This is a genomic window from Oribacterium parvum ACB1 (genome assembly GCF_000238055.2).
In the GTDB taxonomy this organism is placed as follows: domain Bacteria; phylum Bacillota; class Clostridia; order Lachnospirales; family Lachnospiraceae; genus Oribacterium; species Oribacterium parvum.
In genome coordinates this window covers 1,038,497-1,057,785 of the sequence record NZ_KE148312.1, presented here as the reverse complement: position 1 = coordinate 1,057,785, position 19,289 = coordinate 1,038,497, and the positions used below count along the sequence as shown (strand labels likewise).

Annotated in this window: 16 protein-coding genes, 4 tRNA genes and 3 rRNA genes; 22 read left to right on the top strand and 1 reads right to left on the bottom strand. The window is 42.6% G+C overall.

The window, feature by feature from the left end:
- Nucleotides 1–30: 30 nt before the first annotated feature.
- The gene (locus tag HMPREF9625_RS04900; RefSeq protein ID WP_009535881.1) at nt 31–1,689 is read right to left on the bottom strand and encodes a LicD family protein; all 1,659 of its coding nucleotides are present in this window, start codon (nt 1,687–1,689) and stop codon (nt 31–33) included.
- Nucleotides 1,690–2,189: 500 nt separating this feature from the next.
- Between HMPREF9625_RS04900 and HMPREF9625_RS04890 the strand changes: the two genes are divergently transcribed.
- From HMPREF9625_RS04890 to HMPREF9625_RS04785, 22 genes are all read left to right on the top strand, one after another.
- Nucleotides 2,190–3,715: ribosomal RNA gene (locus HMPREF9625_RS04890) — 16S ribosomal RNA — on the top strand.
- A 174-nt stretch (nt 3,716–3,889) separates the two neighbouring features.
- Nucleotides 3,890–4,007, top strand: a 5S ribosomal RNA gene (gene rrf, locus HMPREF9625_RS04885).
- Nucleotides 4,008–4,038: 31 nt separating this feature from the next.
- Nucleotides 4,039–4,111 (top strand) — tRNA-Ala (locus HMPREF9625_RS04880).
- Nucleotides 4,112–4,311: 200 nt separating this feature from the next.
- Nucleotides 4,312–7,191 (top strand): 23S ribosomal RNA (locus HMPREF9625_RS04875).
- Together the 16S, 23S and 5S rRNA genes with 4 tRNA genes alongside form the textbook arrangement of a ribosomal RNA operon.
- Nucleotides 7,192–7,309: 118 nt before the next feature.
- Nucleotides 7,310–7,382 (top strand) — tRNA-Asn (locus HMPREF9625_RS04870).
- A gap of 29 nt (nt 7,383–7,411) precedes the next feature.
- Nucleotides 7,412–7,482 (top strand) — tRNA-Cys (locus HMPREF9625_RS04865).
- Between the two features lie 20 nt (nt 7,483–7,502).
- A tRNA-Glu gene (locus HMPREF9625_RS04860) sits at nt 7,503–7,574 on the top strand.
- Between the two features lie 199 nt (nt 7,575–7,773).
- Nucleotides 7,774–8,229 carry an IS200/IS605 family transposase gene (tnpA, locus tag HMPREF9625_RS04855; protein ID WP_007156859.1) on the top strand — a complete coding sequence of 152 codons (456 nt, stop codon included), beginning with the start codon at nt 7,774–7,776 and terminating at the stop codon, nt 8,227–8,229.
- A 375-nt stretch (nt 8,230–8,604) separates the two neighbouring features.
- Nucleotides 8,605–8,970, top strand: coding sequence for a DUF6145 family protein (locus HMPREF9625_RS04850; protein ID WP_009535878.1), 366 nt, complete (start codon nt 8,605–8,607; stop codon nt 8,968–8,970).
- Nucleotides 8,971–9,016: 46 nt separating this feature from the next.
- Complete coding sequence (locus tag HMPREF9625_RS11000) at nt 9,017–9,880, top strand: biotin--[acetyl-CoA-carboxylase] ligase (protein WP_242826663.1); 864 nt, start codon at nt 9,017–9,019, stop codon at nt 9,878–9,880.
- A gap of 119 nt (nt 9,881–9,999) precedes the next feature.
- Nucleotides 10,000–10,554: a hypothetical protein gene (locus tag HMPREF9625_RS04840; RefSeq protein ID WP_009535876.1), complete on the top strand. Its 555-nt coding sequence runs from the start codon at nt 10,000–10,002 to the stop codon at nt 10,552–10,554.
- Between the two features lie 61 nt (nt 10,555–10,615).
- The gene (locus HMPREF9625_RS04835) at nt 10,616–11,263 is read left to right on the top strand and encodes a guanylate kinase (protein WP_009535875.1); all 648 of its coding nucleotides are present in this window, start codon (nt 10,616–10,618) and stop codon (nt 11,261–11,263) included.
- 206 nt (nt 11,264–11,469) lie between these two features.
- The gene (locus HMPREF9625_RS04830) at nt 11,470–12,354 is read left to right on the top strand and encodes a DNA polymerase III delta subunit-related protein (protein WP_009535874.1); all 885 of its coding nucleotides are present in this window, start codon (nt 11,470–11,472) and stop codon (nt 12,352–12,354) included.
- Between the two features lie 12 nt (nt 12,355–12,366).
- Complete coding sequence (locus HMPREF9625_RS04825; RefSeq protein WP_009535873.1) at nt 12,367–13,206, top strand: PSP1 domain-containing protein; 840 nt, start codon at nt 12,367–12,369, stop codon at nt 13,204–13,206.
- 3 nt (nt 13,207–13,209) lie between these two features.
- Complete coding sequence (locus HMPREF9625_RS04820; RefSeq protein WP_009535872.1) at nt 13,210–13,974, top strand: tRNA1(Val) (adenine(37)-N6)-methyltransferase; 765 nt, start codon at nt 13,210–13,212, stop codon at nt 13,972–13,974.
- A gap of 265 nt (nt 13,975–14,239) precedes the next feature.
- Nucleotides 14,240–15,250 carry a DUF2156 domain-containing protein gene (locus HMPREF9625_RS04815; RefSeq protein WP_009535871.1) on the top strand — a complete coding sequence of 337 codons (1,011 nt, stop codon included), beginning with the start codon at nt 14,240–14,242 and terminating at the stop codon, nt 15,248–15,250.
- Complete coding sequence (locus HMPREF9625_RS04810; RefSeq protein ID WP_009535870.1) at nt 15,225–15,950, top strand: GNAT family N-acetyltransferase; 726 nt, start codon at nt 15,225–15,227, stop codon at nt 15,948–15,950. The genes HMPREF9625_RS04815 and HMPREF9625_RS04810 overlap by 26 nt, the downstream gene beginning before the upstream one ends.
- 350 nt (nt 15,951–16,300) lie before the next feature.
- Nucleotides 16,301–16,639, top strand: coding sequence for a 30S ribosomal protein S6 (gene rpsF, locus HMPREF9625_RS04805; RefSeq protein ID WP_009535869.1), 339 nt, complete (start codon nt 16,301–16,303; stop codon nt 16,637–16,639).
- A 22-nt stretch (nt 16,640–16,661) separates the two neighbouring features.
- Entirely contained in the window at nt 16,662–17,120 is a 459-nt protein-coding gene (locus HMPREF9625_RS04800) for a single-stranded DNA-binding protein (protein ID WP_009535868.1), read from the top strand.
- Nucleotides 17,121–17,185: 65 nt separating this feature from the next.
- On the top strand, nt 17,186–17,455 hold the full coding sequence (rpsR, locus tag HMPREF9625_RS04795) for a 30S ribosomal protein S18 (protein ID WP_009535867.1): 270 nt from the start codon (nt 17,186–17,188) through the stop codon (nt 17,453–17,455).
- 126 nt (nt 17,456–17,581) lie between these two features.
- Nucleotides 17,582–18,349, top strand: a complete 768-nt coding sequence (locus HMPREF9625_RS04790; protein ID WP_009535866.1) for a type IV toxin-antitoxin system AbiEi family antitoxin domain-containing protein — start codon at nt 17,582–17,584, stop codon at nt 18,347–18,349.
- Nucleotides 18,336–19,274, top strand: a complete 939-nt coding sequence (locus tag HMPREF9625_RS04785) for a nucleotidyl transferase AbiEii/AbiGii toxin family protein (RefSeq protein WP_009535865.1) — start codon at nt 18,336–18,338, stop codon at nt 19,272–19,274. The genes HMPREF9625_RS04790 and HMPREF9625_RS04785 overlap by 14 nt, the downstream gene beginning before the upstream one ends.
- Nucleotides 19,275–19,289 lie beyond the last annotated feature (15 nt).

Here is a 19,289-nt window from a genome sequence, read left to right as displayed (position 1 = left end):
TAGAGGGTTAAATGCTACTTGATTCAAATTTTATTCCCTGATCAATTTCCTTAAATGACTCCATATATTCTTAGTAGCAGGATTCTCTCCAATAGGGCGATTATCCGACAAGGGAATTCCCAAGGGGAGAAGTTTCTCTTCCCAGTATTTCGCATATTCTTTTCCGCTCTCTTTTTCCAAAATTCCCCTATACAGTTTGACAATCATTTCGGATTGCAATATGGCATAGTCAGCATGTACAAGGGCAGGCATTACAATATAATTTTCCGCATTTACAATCGCTTTCCCATTCTCCGGATTTTCTATATCTATTTCAGAAGTCACGAACCAAGGAATGTAAAAGAGCTGCTTGGTATAATGTTTCAGTTTTTTGCTAAAAAAAGACGGTTCTACCATAAAACTTAAATTGTATTCATCATATGGCTCGTTAATAAAGACGGCATCCGGATGCAATGCCTCTAAATCAAAGTTTCTGAAATCTAAAAGATATGGAGAATTCTTTCCTAACTCATTTTCATAAAGTTCAAAATCCCATTGTACGGGAGAGCAGTTTCCTAAACCGTTTTTAAAATAATAAGGAATGGGCATTACAAAGCATTCCATTTTTTTATCCTTACGTGCTTCCTCAAATACCCCCCTCATGGTATCCCAGTGGGAATATAGACTTGGAAGAAACAAAACAGATTTCTCCTGTTCTGTTGCGCTATCCTTTTTGTTGGAAAAAAATGCAGTACTATTTCTCGCCTTTAACTCATTCCTATCGATGGGGTATTGGTAAAAAAGTTTTCCTCCAATTCCTTTCATGTACTCTGCTTCCATCTTTTTATATAGAGGATAGTTATGTGCTCCTCCATCCTTTTTCATTAAACCATAATCATGATACTTATTTTTGATAACTGCAAAATATTCTTTAGGTGCAGGAAGGGATAGAAATTCAAAATTCATAAAGCTATCCGCTCCAAACCATGAATCCTCAAAAACTCCCTTTCCCATATCTTTATAAAGGGTTAAATCCGGTAAGCTTGCAATTTTATGGCCTCCATCTTGATTGAATTTTTGAACGCAGTCTTTTAAGAGCTGAAGTAGTTCTTTTCTGTAATTTGGAGAATACTGTAGTTTTATACCCAATAACTTTTCGACTTTTTTTGTTTCATACTCCAACACGGTTATATTTTTTTCGTCTATAGAAGGAAGGGATGCCAGAATACATAGGGCATCAAATAATTCTATTCGATTTTTCTCTTTTTCATGGTCAGTAGATAGACGGTCGTAAGGAAAGATATCTACTCCGGCTCCATATAGATAATTATGATATTTGCCTAATGCTTTGGAGGAAATCAGCATCTTATTGTGCTTTACATGGCTGGTCAACTCGTAATTGGAATTATCCATAATTGAACAAAAACTTAACTCTTCAGGAAGTTCCGCATTAGCAACTTTAGAGAAAATTTCATAGTCTTCTCGCATCATCATGATGTCAATATCATCATCCCAGGGAATAAAGCCCCGGTGACGAATAGCCCCCAAAAGAGTGCCATAGTCAATACAATAATGAAGCTCATGCTTTTCGCATATTTTATCAATTTCGAATAAAATTTCTATTTCGGCAGCCCAAGCACGCTTCATCATAGCCGGAACATAGAAACCCTCTCTGACTTCATCCAAAAAAAATTCTTTTGGAAACTCCATATCATCAACTCCCTGGTTCTAGTATCAATGAATACAAAAAGATACGAGATTAAAGATACAATAAGTATATCGGTAAAAAATGGAATTCTATTAGTGAAAATAAAAAATAGAAAACACCAAATATGGATGAGTGAGAAACTATATCTTGTAGCTTTTAAAAGAGTCAAAACTTTTTCTGAAAATAATACATATTTCTTGTTGACAAGCAGAATTCGCAGTGCTAAGATACACAGGCTGTCGCTCCAAACGAGCTACAGTTGGAACCTTGAAAATCAAAGATCGAATAATACACAGACCCTGAAGATTCTTGAAATAAGTTCTTCTAAAGAAGAACAAAAAAGCCGGAGTTCCGGCAGAGAAAATTCAGAAGCACAGAAATGTGCAGCGAAAAACCTAATTACAGTAATTAAGGAAAAACAAAAGCTAAGCTAAGTTTTGACTTGGACTGAACTTTAACTGTCAGTGATGACAGATTTATACTTTTCTTTATGAAAAGTACTTATTATGAGAGTTCGATCCTGGCTCAGGATGAACGCTGGCGGCGTGCCTAACACATGCAAGTCGAACGAGATGCGTATTGGAAAGCTTCGGCCGGAAGATGCGTTATCTAGTGGCGGACGGGTGAGTAACACGTGGGTAACCTGCCTTATGGAGGGGGATAACAGAGAGAAATCACTGCTAATACCGCATAAGCACACATTGCCGCATGGCAGAGTGTGAAAAGATTTATCGCCATAAGATGGACCCGCGTCTGATTAGCCAGTTGGCAGGGTAAAAGCCTACCAAAGCAACGATCAGTAGCCGATCTGAGAGGATGACCGGCCACATTGGGACTGAGACACGGCCCAAACTCCTACGGGAGGCAGCAGTGGGGAATATTGCACAATGGGGGAAACCCTGATGCAGCGACGCCGCGTGAGTGAAGAAGTATTTCGGTATGTAAAGCTCTATCAGCAGGGAAGATAATGACAGTACCTGACTAAGAAGCCCCGGCTAACTACGTGCCAGCAGCCGCGGTAATACGTAGGGGGCAAGCGTTATCCGGATTTACTGGGTGTAAAGGGAGCGTAGACGGAATGGCAAGTCTGAAGTGAAAACCCCGGGCTCAACCTGGGGACTGCTTTGGAAACTGTTGTTCTAGAGTGTTGGAGAGGTAAGTGGAATTCCTGGTGTAGCGGTGAAATGCGTAGATATCAGGAAGAACACCGGAGGCGAAGGCGGCTTACTGGACAATAACTGACGTTGAGGCTCGAAAGCGTGGGGATCAAACAGGATTAGATACCCTGGTAGTCCACGCTGTAAACGATGAATACTAGGTGTCGGGGAACAAAGTTTCTCGGTGCCGTCGCTAACGCAATAAGTATTCCACCTGGGGAGTACGTTCGCAAGAATGAAACTCAAAGGAATTGACGGGGACCCGCACAAGCGGTGGAGCATGTGGTTTAATTCGAAGCAACGCGAAGAACCTTACCAAGTCTTGAGATCCCATTGACAGAGTGTGTAATGCACTTTCCCTTCGGGGCAATGGTGACAGGTGGTGCATGGTTGTCGTCAGCTCGTGTCGTGAGATGTTGGGTTAAGTCCCGCAACGAGCGCAACCCCTATAGTTAGTAGCCAGCAGTAAGATGGGCACTCTAACTAGACTGCCAGGGATAACCTGGAGGAAGGCGGGGATGACGTCAAATCATCATGCCCCTTATGACTTGGGCTACACACGTGCTACAATGGCGTAAACAAAGGGAAGCAAGAGGGCGACCTTAAGCAAATCTCAAAAATAACGTCTCAGTTCGGACTGTAGTCTGCAACCCGACTACACGAAGCTGGAATCGCTAGTAATCGCAGATCAGCATGCTGCGGTGAATACGTTCCCGGGTCTTGTACACACCGCCCGTCACACCATGGGAGTTGGTAATGCCCCGAAGTCAGTGTTCCAAAAGAGGAAGCTGCCGAAGGCAGGGACTGGATGACTGGGGTGAAGTCGTAACAAGGTAGCCGTATCGGAAGGTGCGGCTGGATCACCTCCTTTCTAAGGATAAAGTAGGGGTTTGTGTGTTATTCGATTTTTGATTATAAAGGTAGGATCGAAGAGTTTACTTTTCGAAGAAAAGTTTTCGACGGTAATCCGATTCCGGAGAAAACCCTTATAAAGGTGAATTCGAAAAAAGTATCTTTGATAAAACAATTAAATAGTTCATTCTTGTTTGGTGTTGATGCGTTTAGGGGAAACACCCGTTCCCATCCCGAACACGACGGTTAAGACTTAAACGGCCGAAAATACTTTGCTGGTAACGGCACGGGAAGATAGGTGGGTGCCAAACATTTTTTTGAAAAATTAAAAGCGAAAGCTTTGGGGGTATAGCTCAGTTGGGAGAGCACCTGCCTTGCAAGCAGGGGGTCAAGGGTTCGAATCCCTTTATCTCCATTCGCAGTGAAAGCTGCGATGTACATTGATAAGTGAATATCTGAAAGAAAATAATTATTCTAGTAAATAGAGTAAGACATCCGAGGGTACAAGGTAAAACTTGTACAAACAATCGAGAGTAAGAAGAGAAATCTTCTTCACAATCAGAAAAAGAGATACACGCTAGTATCTCAAAACACTTGAGCGATCAAGTGGAGAATTGGTTAAGCAATAAGAGCATAGGGTGAATGCCTAGGCACTGAGAGCCGAAGAAAGACGTGATAAGCTGCGAAAAGCTGCGGGGATTGGCAAATACGAGTTGATCCGCAGATATCTGAATGGGGAAACCCACTGGAGAAGACCTCCAGTACTGTACAGCCAATACATAACTGTACGGAGGGAACCCGCTGAACTGAAACATCTAAGTAGGCGGAGGAAGAGAAAACAACCGTGATTCCGAAAGTAGTGGCGAGCGAAATCGGAAGAGCCCAAACCGAGGTGCGTGCACCTCGGGGTTCGGACTGCATAAAGATCTGTAAGTGAGTGGAAGCCGATGGAAATAGGCGCCATAGAGGGTGAAAGCCCCTTACACGAAGCGTAAAGGATTAAGCAGTATCCAGAGTACTGTCAGACACGTGGAACCTGGCAGGAAGACGGGGGGACCACCCCCCAAGGCTAAATACTACTCAGTGACCGATAGCGATTAGTACTGTGAAGGAAAGGTGAAAAGGACCCCGGGAGGGGAGTGAAAGAGAACCTGAAACCCTGTGTTTACAAACTGTGGAACAGCGCAAGCTGAACCGCGTACTTTTTGTAGAACGGTCCGGCGAGTTATAGTTACTGGCAAGGTTAAGGACTTTAGGTCCGGAGCCGAAGCGAGAGCAAGTCTAAATAGGGCGTTAAGTCAGTAAATATAGACCCGAAACCGGGTGACCTATCCATGTCCAGGATGAAGCTAAAGTAAAATTTGGTGGAGGTCCGAACGCACATCCGTTGAAAAGGGTGGCGATGAGGTGTGGATAGCGGAGAAATTCCAATCGAACCCGGAGATAGCTGGTTCTCCTCGAAATAGCTTTAGGGCTAGCCTCGCTGATAAGTCTTTCGCAGGTAGAGCACTGAATTCTTGAGGGGGCGTCAAAGTCTACCAAGAGATATCAAACTCCGAATGGCGGTAAGATATAAGCGGGAGTCAGACTGCGGGATATAAATTCCGTAGTCAAAAGGGAAACAGCCCAGATCTACAGCTAAGGTCCCAAAGTACATGTTAAGTGGTAAAGGATGTGGGATTTCATAGACAACTAGGATGTTGGCTTAGAAGCAGCCACACATTCAAAGAGTGCGTAATAGCTCACTAGTCGAGAGGTCCTGCGCCGAAAATTAACGGGGCTAAAACATGACACCGAAGCTTAGGGATGGTGTAAACCATCGGTAGAGGAGCATTGAAAACGAGATGAAGCGGTACCGGAAGGAGCCGTGGATTGTTTTGAAGAGAGAATGCCGGAATGAGTAGCGAGATGGAGGTGAGAATCCTCCAGGCCGAATATCTAAGGTTTCCAGGGTAAAGCTGATCTGCCCTGGGTAAGTCGGGGCCTAAGGCGAGGCGGAGACGCGTAGTCGATGGACAACTGGTGTAGATTCCAGTACCTTACTAAATCAGAAATGTGGGGACACATGGAGAAAGAGAGAGCCGGGAATGAGAAGACCGGTGCAAGGGAGGTAGGAGTGTAGTAGGAAAAACCGCTACATAATCTGAAGACCTGATGCGGATCGAAATAAAGTAGAGAAGCTCTTTAACTCTGTGGCGAGAAAAGCCGCTATAGTGTTTAGTAAGCCCGTACCGCAAACCGACACAGGTAGATGAGGAGAGAATCCTAAGGCCGGCGGGAGAAGCATTGTTAAGGAACTCGGCAAAATGACCCCGTAACTTCGGGAGAAGGGGTGCCCAGGCAACTGGGCCGCAGAGAAAAGGCTCAAGCAACTGTTTAGCAAAAACACAGGTCTATGCGAAACCGTAAGGTAAAGTATATGGGCTGACGCCTGCCCGGTGCTGGAAGGTTAAGAGGAGAGGTTAGCGTAAGCGAAGCTTTGAATTGAAGCCCCAGTAAACGGCGGCCGTAACTATAACGGTCCTAAGGTAGCGAAATTCCTTGTCGGGTAAGTTCCGACCCGCACGAAAGGCGTAATGATTTGAGCGCTGTCTCAACAATGCACCCGGTGAAATTGAAGTGCCAGTGAAGATGCTGGTTACCCGCGCCAGGACGGAAAGACCCCATGGAGCTTTACTCCAGCTTGATACTGGGATTCGGTAATGTATGCACAGGATAGGTGGGAGACTGAGAAGATAGTACTTCGGTATTATCAGAGTCGCTGTTGGGATACCACCCTTATGTTATTGGATTTCTAACCTTAGGCCGTAAACCGGTCAAGGGACAATGTCAGGTGGGGAGTTTGACTGGGGCGGTCGCCTCCGAAAGAGTATCGGAGGCGCTCAAAGGTTCCCTCAGGATGGTTGGAAACCATCCAAAGAGTGTAAAGGCATAAGGGAGCCTGACTGCGAGGTTGACGGACCAAGCAGAGTAGAAATACGGACTTAGTGATCCGGTGGTATGAAAGTGGGATTGCCATCGCTCAACGGATAAAAGCTACCCTGGGGATAACAGGCTGATCTCCCCCAAGAGTTCACATCGACGGGGAGGTTTGGCACCTCGATGTCGGCTCATCGCATCCTGGGGCTGAAGTCGGTCCCAAGGGTTGGGCTGTTCGCCCATTAAAGCGGTACGCGAGCTGGGTTCAGAACGTCGTGAGACAGTTCGGTCCCTATCCGGCGCGGGCGTAGGATATTTGAGAGGATCTGTCCTTAGTACGAGAGGACCGGGATGGACTGACCTCTGCTGAACCTGTTGGGAATCAATCCCATCGCAGGGTAGGCAAGTTGGGAATGGATAAACGCTGAAGGCATCTAAGCGTGAAGCCAACCTCAAGATGAGATATCCCATCGCAAGAGTAAGACCCCTTGAAGAGAACGAGGTAGATAGGACTGAGGTGTAAGTGTAGCAATACATTCAGCTGACAGTTACTAATAGGTCGAGGGCTTATCCAATGCGTCTGATTGATTTGTTTTACTGCTAGAGTTAGCAATGTTCTTCGGGACAAAGCGGATTTATCTTGACAGGGTTTATCCTATTCGATATAATCCTTTTCTGACGGATATTTATTTATGCCTCTATAGCTCAGTCGGTAGAGCACGCGGCTGTTAACCGCGGTGTCGTTGGTTCGAGTCCATCTGGAGGCGTTTCACTATTCTCTCACCGAGAAAAGTGTGGCGAAGTAGCCAAGTGGTAAGGCGTGGGTCTGCAACACCCTGATCACCGGTTCAAATCCGGTCTTCGCCTTTCACTCTGCTAAAGAGTTTGGCGCCATGGTCAAGCGGTTAAGACACCACCCTTTCACGGTGGTATCACGAGTTCGAGTCTCGTTGGCGTCATTTATTTATCTCAAGGATAGTCCTTGAGATTTTTTTATTAATGGACTTTAGCCAGTATCGGAGCTGACATTTGAAAAATGTTAGCTCTGATACAAAAAACCACCCGCTATGCGGGTGGGAAACACTTGTTATACAAAAATCACCTTTCCTAATACAATAAAGTTGTTCAAGCTATATTGTAGAAAAGGAAGGTGATTTTATGGCGAAGAAAGAATATGCATTGGCACATACGAAATGGATGTGTAAATATCATATTGTCTTCACACCGAAGTATAGGCGAAAAATAATATATTATCAATATAAGTCAGATATTCGGGATATTATCAAGCAGCTCTGCGCCTTTAAAGGAGTGGAGATTATAGAAGGGCATTTAATGCCGGACCATGTACACATTCTGGTTAGTATTCCACCTAAGATTAGCGTTTCTTCTTTTATGGGCTATTTAAAGGGAAAAAGTGCCTTAATGATATTTGATAAACACGCAAATCTTAAATACAAATTTGGAAACAGACATTTTTGGGCCGAAGGCTATTATGTCAGTACAGTAGGTTTAAATGAAGCCACAATAAAAAAGTATATCCAAGATCAAGAAAAACACGATATAGCTTTGGATAAACTAAGTGTTAAAGAATATGAAGACCCTTTTAAGGGTTAAAGTGCAGTAGTACCAATACCCCTTTATGGGGTAGCGACGAGTCAAACGCAATATGGCTTGAATGGAGCTGTGGGAAGGTGCAAAGCAAACTTCCCATAGTCCAAAATGAAAGCCAGCGCCTTTAGACGCTGGCCAGTAGCAGGGGCTTATAGCCCCGAGCAAACCACCCGTTTGACGGGTGGTAGTGATTTATTAAAAACGCAGTCTTAAGAAATACAATAATGGCTAATAGGACAAAACGGGTTGATGAAAACTGCTCTTCAGCTAGATAAATAAAGGCTGTAGGGCGATTTGAACTTCGGATGAATTGATAAATGTTAACAAAACACGTATTATAGACCAAGGGATCAAGTATAGACTGAAAGGATAAACAATATGATTATAAAAGAAGAAGGCGAGTCTGCTAAGCGAGTTCTGTGCGGCGCAAACTCCTATATAGAGAAATTTTTCTTTAATCCACGGTTTCAGAATTTGCCTGAAGAAGTAAAAGAAAGTCTGCAGAAGATTGCCGTTGTTTTTACGGAGGATATAGGCGGTGTTTTTTTGATGCAATTCGATGATGAAGGAAGGCTTGATATTGCATCAATCAAAGAAGAGGATGATTATCTTTATGATGCAATCGGAGCAGAACTGAAGCGTAAGCAGATTTTGAAGGATTATAAGGATTTATTCTCTAAACTGGAGGAATACTATGCCGGTTTATTGCAAATTGAAAGTTTGGAAAGGGCCGGAGAATCGTAATGCTCGTTTTAGATGAAAAAAAATACTGCAATATTATATAGATAAAGTGGATTTAGAATCAAATCCGATAGTACCGTCAATCCATATTTTATTAGAAAGTGTTTCTACCAATTCAGAAATGAAAGACTTTCTAAAACAGGGAGTACTACCTGAGGGGGCTGTTTTTCTTACGGATTACCAGACTGCAGGAAGGGGACGGCAGGGAAAAAGCTTTTATTCCCCAAGGGGGATGGGGCTTTATTTTTCTATATTTACAAGACCGAAAGATAATCAAGGAAATGCTATACTCATTACCACACACGCAGCTGTGGCAGTAGTACGAGCAATAGAGGAGCTTTACGGAATATCTTTATCCATTAAATGGGTTAATGACCTTTTTTTACAGGGAAAAAAAATCTGTGGCATCCTTGCAGAAGGGAAGTTTTGCTCCGGTGTATTCACTGCGAAGATAGACTCGAATTTTACGAAAGAAAATTCTACTTCGACGAATCCGAATCAGACATTCAAATTGGAGAACGGTTCAGCGCAGCAAAGTCCAAGCTTGGAATATTGCATTATGGGAATCGGAATCAATCTATTTACTCCCCTAGAAGGATACCCTAAGGAATTGGAGAATATTGCCGGCTCTCTTTTCGGCAGCTATGATGAAGAAAAATGCAAAGAATTTGACCGTAATATTCTTATTGCAACAATACTTTATCACTATTTTTCCATTTGCAATGAAGAGGAAGTCCTGAAAGAATACCGAGAAAAGAATCTTGTTTTGGGAAAGACGGTTTATTTTGAGGAAAATGGAGTTGAACTGCAGGGAAAGGTTATCGAAATATCTCCAAAAGGGGAACTCAAAGTAGAACTGGACAGCGGTGAAGAGAAGCTTATCTTTTCAGGAGAAATCCATTTCAATTTGTGAGAAATGCATCTCTGTAGAGAATTAATCCATATCTCCTTGGGAGAAATGCATTTCTTTCAAGACAAAAAGCTTCTAAAATGATAGAATAGTTAAATTACAGTTCATTTTGGGGAGATATTATGAAAGATCAACGAAATAAACGAAAAAGAGTGGATGATGAAGCAAATTTTATCGGAGATGTGCTCCGCTTATTATTTGCTCTTTCTATTGTTGTAGTAACCATAGTTGCAGGCTTTATTCTTTTCAAAAATATTTACGGCTTTACTCTACCGAACCTTAAGGAAACCGAGGCTTCCGTAGAACAGACCAAGGAAGCGGTAGTCATCACCGAAGAAGTGAAAGAAACGAAAAAGAAAGAAAAGGAAAGCATGGCGGAAAGCACAAAAGAAAGTACTGTGGAATCTGCAGAAAGCCAAAAGGAAAGTACTACGGAAGTGGCTAAAGAAAAGGAAGATAAGACAAAGGAAAGTAGTACAACGAAGGAAAGTAAAAGCGAGAAAGAAGGGAAGGGAGAGAAGGAAAGTATAGGGGAGTCTCCGACCCTTGAAAGCAAAAAATCAAAAACAAAAGAAAGCAGCCAAGGAACGAAAAACCCGGACAATGCCGTAATCGGAGAAGGGCCCGAAATAGACCATGGTGATGATGAAGTAGGCCCCGGCGTGGTTTCACCATAACTTCTTTCCATACGTTTTATATGATGATTCGCTCTACGGTTATTATAAAAAGGAAAGCAGAATGATATATTACCTTATGGGAAAATCAGCCTCAGGAAAGGACAGCATTTTCCATAAATTATTAGAGAGAACCGGCTGGAAGCAGCTGATTCCCTATACTACCCGCCCTATGCGAGAGGGGGAAATAGAAGGACAAGAGTACCACTTTATAACAAAAGAGGAATTCTTAGGCTATATTGCTTCCGGAGAAATGGCGGAATACCGGGCTTATGACACTGTTTTTGGAAAATGGTACTACGGTACAATTTTACCGGAGGAAAAACGGAAAAGCGGAGCGGATTCTGCAGGAACAAAGAATCATGAAAAAGGGACCGAGGCGGAGGAAGATTTGACCGATACTGCTTCTATGCTGGCTATCGGGACTTTGGAAAGCTATTTGCAGCTAAAGAAGAAGCTTGGAAAGGAAAATATTATTCCGATTTATATTGAAGTACCGACAGAGCTCCGCCTACAAAGAGCCCTTCTTCGGGAGGAAGGGAAAGGAAAGATGACGGAGGAGGAAATTCAGCGTCGTTTTAAAGCAGACGACGAAGACTTTTCTGAAGAAAAGCTGCAAGAAGCTGAAATTGAGAAACGATACCGGAATATCGAACTTTCCGCCTGTGTTGAGGAAATACTGGGGGATTTACGTGAATGTCTTATTCCATAGCCTTGACTGATATTTAATTCAATATATCGGAATACAATCTGTCGGAATACAATCTGTGATTCAATATATCGGAATACAATCTGTGATTTAATATATCGGAATACAATCTGTGATTTAATAAATCGGGATATAATCGCTGATTCAATATGCCGGGGCATATCTTACAATTTGTTACAGCAAGATAAAGATTTGGAGAAAAATAAAAAATGAAGCAATATACAATCTCCACCCGCAGAATTCACAATGCTTATCTTTTGCTTGGGCAGGAAGAGGAAGAACTGGAGAGGATGGCAGGGCAGTTTGCTGCGACCGTGCTTTCGGAAGAAGAGCATTTTCAGGAAAAAGGCTTTGCAAGCGCGAAAGAATATAAGGAAAACGTTGCAGCCCGGGTGCAAAAGGGAGAGCATCCGGACTGCATTATTGTGAATTTCGAGGAGAAACAGGGAGGCGGAAAGAAGGGGAGTATCTCAATAGAGCAGATTCGGCGGGATGTGAAAGCGACTGTAGAGATATCGCCGAAAGAAGGGAAGTACAAGGTCTATCTGATTTGGAATAGCGACAGTATGACTATAGAAGCGCAGAATGCGATTTTAAAGACCTTGGAAGAGGCACCGGAGCATGTGATAATCCTTCTTCTTGCAAAGAATGCGACAAGACTCCTCCCTACGGTTCTAAGCCGTGTTGTAAGAGTATTTGTCGGAGAGATGGATATAGAGAAGCGTTGGGAGACACTCATGCAGAATCCGATTCTGGCAAGGCTTCTTCCGTTTATACGGGAAATCAATCGGAAGAGCCAGCTGGAAATGCAAAAATTTGTCGAGGAGCTGAGTACGGTGGATAGCGAGGATTTATTTTGCTTTCTTGATATTATTTTAAGGGATGTGTTATGCTATAAATGCTCTAAAGATACAAAGCTTTTATACGGCAGAGAAGCTGTCGTGCATATTGTGGAAATGGGAGAACGATATTCCTTCAGAGCCTTGGGGCGATGGGGAGAGTATATGGAACGATATAAGGAAGGAAAGCTGTATAATGTGCAGAGTTCCTTGCAGTTAATGGATTTGTTTTTTCTTTTAAGTGAAGAGGTATAGGAGTTTTACTATATGACAGAAGTAATTGGCGTTAAGTTTCGAACAGCGGGAAAGGTGTACTATTTTTCTCCCAGGGGAGTCAACTTTTCCCGTGGAGAATATGCCATAGTGGAAACTTCCAGAGGAGTCGAGTACGGAGAGATTCTTTTGGAAAATAAGGAAGTGCCGGAGGAAAAAATTGTTGCCCCGCTAAAGGACATTATTCGAAAAGCAACGGAAGAAGACCGGCTAAAATACGAAGAGAACCATAAGGAAGAGCAGAAGGCCTATGCGATTTGTCAGGAGAAAATCAAAGAGCACGGCCTTGAAATGAAGCTTATTGATGTAGAATATACCTTCGACAGAGGAAAGGCATTGTTTTATTTTACTGCAGAGGGAAGAGTGGATTTCCGTGCTCTTGTAAAGGATCTTGCGGCAATTTTCCGAACAAGAATTGAGCTTAGGCAGGTTGGAGTGAGAGATGAAACGAAGCTGCTTGGCGGTTTTGGTGTATGTGGAAGACCGCTTTGCTGCCATAGTTTCCTTTCCGAATTCGCACCGGTTTCCATCAAAATGGCCAAAGACCAAGGGCTTTCCTTAAACCCCAGCAGTATCTCAGGGGTCTGCGGAAGACTGATGTGCTGTTTAAAAAATGAAGAAGAGGTCTACGACTTCTTAAACTCCAAGCTTCCCGCATTGGGAGATTTTGTTACGACAAAAGACGGCTTAAAAGGAGAAGTGGTTTCCGTTTCCGTCTTAAACCAGAAAGTGAAGCTGATTGTCAATTTGGAAAAAGAGGATGAGAAAGAGCTTAGAGAGTATGCTGTTTCCGACCTAAAGTTCAAGCCTCGCCGGAAAATGGATTTGGAGTAAGCTGTGGAAAGAATCGACGACTTACAATGTAAAGGCTACCGTATTGTGCAGGATACGGAAGCCTTTTGTTATGGAATAGACGCAGTGCTGCTTAGCGCATTTGCTAAAGAATCCGTAAAGAAGGGATATCGGGTTTTGGATTTATGTTCCGGAAACGGTATTGTGCCCCTGCTCCTTGCCGCGAAGACGGAAGCCAAGGAAATCTGCGGACTGGAAATCCAGGAAGAAGCGGCAGAGCTTGCAAGGCGTTCCATAGCCTTAAATCAGGAAGAAGAGCGTATGGAAATGCTGACGGGCGACCTCTGTAAGATTATGGAGCTAAGAAAGAAAAATGGAGAACGGCTTTCTCACCGCTATCAGATTGTAACGGCAAATCCGCCCTATATGCAGTCAGACCTGCAGAATCCGGACTCGAAGAAATTAATCGCAAGACATGAGATTTTGTGCCGTTTTCAGGATGTGGCAAGGGCTGCAAGCTTTGCTTTGGAATCCGGCGGGAAATTTTTTTTGGTACATCGCCCGAAGAGAATGGCGGAGATCATCAGCATTTTACGGGAAAATAAGCTCGAGCCGAAAAGACTTCAAATGGTGCATTCCTATGTGGAGGGAGAGGCAAAACTCTTTTTGATTGAGGCGGTAAAGGATGCCGGTGTGGAGCTTCGGATTCTGCCTCCCCTTGTAGTGTATAAGAATAAAGGGGAGTATACGGAGGAGTTGAATTATATATACGGAATCGGGAAAGAAGAAAGAAAAAATAGAACAACATAGGGAAGTCATCTTCCTTTTTACAGAGATGAGGCAAAGAAAACCATATCCATATATGGATATTATCCGAATATGAGGGCTATTCAAGTGCATTTTCCTATGCTAGATTGGGTGAAATCATTGGTGAGGAGTCTACAGAGAAGATGCTTCCCGATGAAAGCTAAAAAAAGCATAAAGAAAGGAGGAAAAGCGTTCTTTTTTCCTTTTCTTTTCCCAATCTATGGTAAAATGTTAGACCAAGAGTATAAAAGGAAAGGAACGAATATTCATGCCGGATGCAAAGAATCTGCAATTTTCAGTACTACGGGCCGAAGACTCAAAGCATATAGCGCCGTATTTTTATCGCAGACCGAATAGAACTTGTGACAGTTGTGCTCTCGACAGCTACTTATGGCGGGAGTATTGCGATATTTTGATTGCGGAAGAGGAGGACAAGGCCCTCTTTCTTCTGATGGACAGAGAGGGCGAGAAGTATACGGCGATGCCTTACTGTGACGAAAAGGATCTTCCGATTTATTTTCGAGAAATTGAGGAGTACTTTAATGAAGTTTTACAGCAGCCTTTAAAGATTTATCTTGCGGATGAGGAGGCGGTGAAGTTCCTCACCTTGGAGGAGAATCCCCGTTACCTTGTGGAGGAAGAGGAAGACTTCAAAGACTACCTTTATGATGCGGAGGAGCTTCGGACCCTGCCGGGAAAGCGTTTTTATAAGAAGAAGAATCGGGTCAACAAGTTCAAGAGAGAATATGAGGGACGCTGGGAGTACCGGAGCATTTGCTGCAGTGAGAAGGTCGTTGTTTGGGAGTTTTTGGATCGTTGGTATCAGTCTCGTGTCAAGGAAGAAGGCAACGGCGAGGATACCCTGGAGTATGAGATCAAGGGTATTCATGAGGTTTTGCAGAACTGCATGAGCATTGATCACTATATTGGCGGAATCTTTATTGATGGTCGATTGGAGGCCTTTTCTATCGGGGCCTATAATCCGAGGGAGGAGATGGCCTGCATTTCCATAGAAAAAGGTAACCCGGAGATTCCCGGTATCTATCAGATTATCAATCAGGAATTTTTACTCCATGAGTTTCCTAAGGCAAAGCTCGTGAACCGAGAGGATGATATGGGGCTTGCCGGCCTAAGAAAGGCGAAGGAAAGCTATAATCCCGTTGGCTTTGCACGGAAATACATGGTTGTACAGAAGGACTTCAAGGGCTATGAGAACTTTGTTGTAGATAAGTTTGAGGAAGAGGTAATGCAGTATGAGCAGGAAGATTCTGCTTCTTAATACACCGGAAGAGCAGGAGAGAACAAAAGACTTGTATAGAGAGATTTTTCCGGAAGACACGGAAGCCTTTCTGGACTTTTATTACAAGAAGAGACCGAAACGGATTCTTGCCATGGAAGAGGACGGCGTAGTGATTGCTATGCTGCATTTAAATCCCTTTCAGCTCTCCTTTTTCGGAAAGGAAATCACGGCGAGCTATATCTATGCGGTGGCAACGAGAAAAGATAAGAGAAAGCAGGGAATTATGGGGGAGCTGCTCAGCTATAGCTTTCAGCTCCTGAAAGAGGAAGGAGAAGCCTTCTGCTTCCTACTTCCTGTAATGGAGAAGATTTATACGCCCTATGGCTTTCAGACTGTAGCGAAGTTTATCACGGATGAGCCGGAGACTTTCAGAGAATCTGAAGAAAAGGCGGGAAAGGATACGAAGCTTTTGTTATCGGAGAAAGCGGATGTTTTAAAAGCGGAAAAGCTGTCGGACTACAAGCTTTATGCGATTCCTACGGAAGAACTCTTAAGTAGGAGAGAGGAAGAAGCAAAGTTCTCCTCCGAAGAAGATGAGCTTCCGGAATATCCCGTTATTATGATGAAGATTCTGAATAAGGAGCTCTTCTGCCGCTATACAGGCTATCCGGAAGAGGGCGAAGAAGAACTTCTCCATAGACTTTCAAAAGAAAAGTTGTACTTTAGGGATGACATCTGATTCGAAAAAAATAAACGAGATACTGCACGCTACGCGAGTTATCTTTGTTAAGAATAAAAAGAGCAATCAAAATATAATTCAAAAAAGCAGTTAAAATAATAATTCAAAAAAGAAGAGTCAAAACAAACAATCAAAAACAAATATAGCAATAAAACAAATAAAGACATAAAATCAATAAAGTAATAAAATCAATAAAGTAATAAAACAATAAAATAAATAAAGCAATAAAACAAAAATAAATCAATAATTAGCTTGCGGAAGTACGGTTTTTTTGTTAAAATAGGCGACTGTATCACTATTCCTTGCTTTTCCAAAAGGAAAGGCCAGAGACCATAAGGAGGTAAAAGCGAATGAACAAGTATGAGTTATGCGTTGTTCTCAGTGCGAAGCTCGATGATGAAGAGAGAGCAGCAGCCATTGAAAAGATTAAGGGATTTATTACCCGTTACAATGGTACTGTTTCCGAGAACATCGAAGAGTGGGGAAAGAAGAGACTGGCTTATGAAATTCAGCACATGAAGGAAGCCTACTACTATTTCATCCCGTTCACAGGAGATGCAAACACTCCTAACGAGCTCGAGAACCAGGTTCGTATCATGGAGCCGGTAATCCGTTATCTTGTTGTTAAGCCCGAAGAAGCAGCTGAGGCGAAGGCAACGGAGACTGCAGCAGAAACTGTAGCTGAATAAGCAAGCGGAAAGCGAGTAAAAGATGAACAAAGTTATCCTAATGGGTAGATTGGTAAGAGATCCTGAGATTCGGTATTCACAAGGAGAGAATAGCTTGGCTATCGCAAGATATACGCTTGCGGTGGATAGAAGAGGAAGAAGAAACCAAGGCGACGGTCAGCCTACTGCTGACTTTATCCGTTGCGTGTCCTTCGGACAGAGAGCGGAATTTGCCGAGAAGTATATGCATCAGGGTATGCGTATGTTGGTTTCCGGAAGCATTCAAACCGGCAGTTACCAGAACAAAGACGGACAGACTGTTTATACCACAGACATCATTGTGGAGGATCAGGAGTTCGCAGACAGCAAAGGACAGGGAGGCGGAAGCTCTTCCTATTCCAGAGAGTCAAGTAGTCCGTTTATGGGCGGAACAGATGACTTAAGCGAAGGATTTATGAGTATACCTGATGGGGTAGAGGACGAGGGACTCCCCTTCACCTAGGTTGGGAAGTTTTCCTCAGGATGAAAGAGGGCAAGATTTAGCTTGCCATTTTAAGGAGGAAAGCCATGGCATTTCAGAAGTCAGATAAAAGCGGTGCAGCAAGACCAAGACGGGCTGGCGGCTTCCGTAGCAGAAAGAAAGTATGTGCATTCTGCGGTGAGAAGTCTAAGCCGGTAGATTATAAGGATGTTGGAACTCTCAGAAAGTACATTTCCGAGAGAGGTAAGATTCTTCCTAGAAGAATCACAGGTACCTGCGCATCTCATCAGAGAGCAATTACAACAGCGATTAAGCGTGCAAGACACATTGCATTGCTGCCATACCAGGTAGATTAAGAAGAACAGCTCCACGAAAGTGGAGCTGTTTTTTTAATTAAATCGAGCAATTGGTTTAAAATGCGTACAAAAAACCTATAAAATAGTGTAAAATAAAACATTATAATAACAAAATGGAGTGAAGATATGAATTTATACTATGAATTGCTTCAATATCCGGTTTTTTCTATGAAAGAAGTGAATACGTTATATGCAAACGAAAGAACCGCAAGGGTGGCATTGGGAAAACTTCTGAAAGAAAAAATGGTTTATAAAATTCGAAATGGATTATATACCTGTGTGAGTGGGGAAAATGGAGGACCTGTAGCGAACCGGTTTCAGATTGCATCTGCCATTACGTCTTCTTCTTATGTATCTCACCATACAGCCTTTGAGTATTATGGAATCACAGATCAAGTCTTCTATGAGATTTATGTCGGTTCTGAAACACGATTCCATGACTTTGCCTTTGATGGGTATAGATATCATTATGTAAAAAAAGGGATAAATGAAGGCATAGATTCACCGGATTTTAGCGGTGGCATCAGGATTACGAATAAAGAGCGGACGATAGTGGACTCCATAAAAGATCTTAACCTTATAGCAGGGCTGGAAGAAGTGCTTATGTGTGTAACCTCTTTTAAAAATCTTAATGAGGATAAGTTATTACAATATCTGAGTGCTTATGGGAGTACCTTTTTATATCAGAAACTAGGGTTTATATTTGAACAATATCAGTTGGAGATGGGGGTAAGCGCTAACTTTTTAAAAGTATGTAAGAATAAGAGCGGAAATGCAAAGCGATACCTAACAAACGGCATCAACGAACCCGCCTACTCCGGTGAGTGGAAGTTGGTATATCCGAAGGATATGAAGAAATTGAAGAATGGAGGGATAGAAGATGCCACAGTATAATAGAAAAGCGTTGGATGAAAAAGCTCGTGCACATGGCTTTACTCGAGATACCTTTGAAAAGGTTCTTCGGCTGGTTAAGATTCTAGAATTTCTAAATACGCAGACATATATGCGTGAACATTTGCTACTTAAAGGTGGGACAGCTATCAATCTGACTGTTTTCAGGCTTCCAAGATTATCTGTTGATATAGACTTGGATTTTATTCCGAATCTGACGAGGGAAGAATCCATAATCGAAAGAAAACAACTGACAGAAACGCTAAAAAGCTATATGGCGGAGCAGGGGTATTTTTTGTCTGGCGCATCCAGGTTTAGCCACAGCCTGGATGCTTTTCACTATAATTATACGAATGCAGCAGGCAATAATGATATGTTAAAAATAGAAATAAACTATTCCTTGAGGACGCATTTACTTCCTGCAGAAGATAGAGTGATTTTAACAACACTATTTGGAAATGCATTCAAGGTTAGGACTGTCGCAGCAATGGAAATATTTGCTGCAAAAGCTAATGCACTAATAAGTAGAGCCGCTGCAAGAGATTTATATGATTACTGTAACATGATTGAGATGAACTTGTTTTCAGATGAAAAGAATATGTTTAGAAAATGCATACTATTTTATGCCACAATTTCCGCAAAAGAAGTGATTAAAGGATTTGATGTGTCAGCTATAGATAGCCTTATTTTTTCAAAAATAAAATCAGATTTATTTCCGGTTTTATCTGCAAAGGATAAGTTTGACTTGGAAGAGAAAAAGAGAATTGCAAAAGAACATATAGAACGCCTTATGAAACTGACAGACAAAGAGATGGAGTATATGGAAATGTTCATTAAAAAACAATACAAACCGGAATTACTTTTTGAGGATGCCGAGATTCTGGAACGCATTCATAATCATCCTATGGCATTGTGGAAATGTAAATAATGAAGATAAGTTTCT